Here is a 2,055-nt window from a genome sequence, read left to right as displayed (position 1 = left end):
GGTGTATCCGGACACTACCACAGCACAACAAATAAACAAGCCGGGCTCAAACAGAGGCCTTGCGCTGCTCGGCCTGGGCGACGATGACGCGGCGGCGCTGATCGTCGGCAGAGCGCCATTCTCGGATGTCTTCCACGTGACGGAAGCAGCCGAGGCAGACTTTCTGCTCATCCAGGCGACACAAACTGATACAAGGTGACGGCACCGCCGGGCTGACATTGCTGAACAGCGGCTTCGGCGGGCGTGCAGGCGCAGGCTGGGTCACAGTCAGATCTCGTCCTGCCCCAACTCATCAAAGTCCAGCTCTTCGCCGGTATATTCCTGGACCAGGCGCGCGAGCATCTCGCCCAACAGCTCTTCACTCTTGTCGCACTGCCATTTGCCGCTTTCTTCTTCGTAGTCGAAGTGGACACCACCGGAACGCGCCGCCAGCCACAGCTGACGCAGCGGTTCCTGGCGACTGAAGATCAGTTGCTGGCCGCTCTCGAACTTGACGGTCAGTACGCCGGCCGAATTTTCGAGGTCCACGTCCAGGCCGCTGTCATCGAAAATATCTTCCAGCGCCTGCTGGGTCGAATCCACCAAGTCGTGAAAACGGGCTTCGGTCAAACTCATTGTGGCAACCTCAAAAGTGTCTGGTTTTGCTCAAGCGCCGCACCATACGGGCGAGCTACGCCGAATGCAAAGGATACCGATTTCATTCGCAATGGCCGCATGAAAAATCCTCAGCTAGCGTAGCCCGCTTCCGAACTATCTCGGCAAACCCCCGCCGGACGGGTATTCCGGCGCATAGGCAAGCTGGCGGGTGGTCGGTATACTCGGGCGCAATTAATGCATATTCAAGGATTTCGCCATGAAGCGCCTGATCTCTTCCCTTGCTGCGCTCGTCGCGGTCGCTTGCCTCGTTAGTGCCTGTGGTCAGAAAGGCCCGCTGTACCTGCCGGATGACAGCAAAGATCCCAATGATCAGGCGCAAACGTCGCAGTCCAAAGCGCACAAGCACGACACCTACTAAGGGAACCTCATGGACGCTTTTAACTACCGGGACGGCGAGCTGTTCGCGGAAGGCGTGGCGCTGTCCGCGATTGCCGAGCGCTTCGGCACCCCGACCTATGTGTACTCCCGTGCGCACATCGAAGCCCAATACCGCAGCTTTGCCGACGCGTTGGAAGGCACGCCGAGCCTGGTTTGCTATGCGGTCAAGGCCAACTCCAACCTGGGTGTACTGAATGTCCTGGCGCGCCTGGGCGCCGGTTTCGACATCGTCTCCCGTGGCGAGCTGGAGCGCGTGCTGGCAGCTGGCGGCAAGGCTGACAAGATCGTGTTTTCCGGCGTCGGCAAGACCCGCGAAGACATGCGCCGTGCGCTGGAAGTCGGCGTGCATTGCTTCAACGTCGAATCCACCGACGAGCTCGAGCGCCTGCAAGTGGTCGCCGCCGAGATGGGCGTTCGCGCGCCGATCTCCCTGCGCGTCAACCCGGACGTCGATGCCGGCACCCACCCGTACATTTCCACCGGTCTCAAAGAGAACAAGTTCGGCATCGCCATTGCCGACGCCGAAGACGTGTACATCCGCGCCGCCCAACTGCCGAACCTGGAAGTGCTGGGCGTCGATTGCCACATCGGCTCGCAACTGACCACGCTGCCACCGTTCCTGGACGCCCTCGACCGCCTGCTGGCACTGGTCGACCGTCTCGGCGAATGTGGCATCTACCTGCACCACATCGATCTGGGTGGTGGTGTGGGCGTGCGTTATCGCGACGAAGAACCGCCGCTGGTGGCCGACTACATCAAAGCAGCCCTTGAACGCATCGAGGGCCGCGGCCTGACACTGATGTTCGAGCCAGGCCGCTATATCGTTGCCAATGCCGGCGTGCTGCTGACCCAAGTCGAATACCTCAAGCACACCGAGCACAAGGACTTCGCCATCGTCGACGCGGCGATGAACGACCTGATCCGCCCGGCGCTGTACCAGGCCTGGATGAACGTCACCGCCGTGACGCCTCGCGCAAGCGAAGCCCGCGCCTATGACATCGTCGGCCCGATCTGCGAGAC

The 2,055-nt window shown here is 61.2% G+C and carries 4 protein-coding genes; 2 read left to right on the top strand and 2 right to left on the bottom strand.

The window, feature by feature from the left end:
* Positions 1-46: 46 nt before the first annotated feature.
* Both ACRESD_RS10490 and cyaY read right to left on the bottom strand, forming a co-directional pair.
* Positions 47-265, bottom strand: a complete 219-nt coding sequence (locus ACRESD_RS10490) for a DUF1289 domain-containing protein (RefSeq protein ID WP_431750845.1) — start codon at positions 263-265, stop codon at positions 47-49.
* A gap of 2 nt (positions 266-267) precedes the next feature.
* Positions 268-615 (bottom strand): iron donor protein CyaY, encoded by a 348-nt coding sequence (gene cyaY, locus ACRESD_RS10485; protein WP_431750844.1) that lies wholly within the window; start codon positions 613-615, stop codon positions 268-270.
* 238 nt (positions 616-853) lie between these two features.
* Between cyaY and lptM the strand changes: the two genes are divergently transcribed.
* Positions 854-1,015, top strand: a complete 162-nt coding sequence (lptM, locus tag ACRESD_RS10480) for an LPS translocon maturation chaperone LptM (RefSeq protein WP_074851643.1) — start codon at positions 854-856, stop codon at positions 1,013-1,015.
* A 9-nt stretch (positions 1,016-1,024) separates the two neighbouring features.
* On the top strand, positions 1,025-2,055 hold a 1,031-nt coding region (gene lysA, locus ACRESD_RS10475), incomplete at its 3' end, for a diaminopimelate decarboxylase (RefSeq protein ID WP_431750843.1).

The organism is Pseudomonas sp. (assembly GCF_050739995.1).
Taxonomy (GTDB): domain Bacteria; phylum Pseudomonadota; class Gammaproteobacteria; order Pseudomonadales; family Pseudomonadaceae; genus Aquipseudomonas.
The sequence above is the reverse complement of the archived record's forward strand: the minus strand, read 5'-3'. Positions and strand labels throughout refer to the sequence as shown.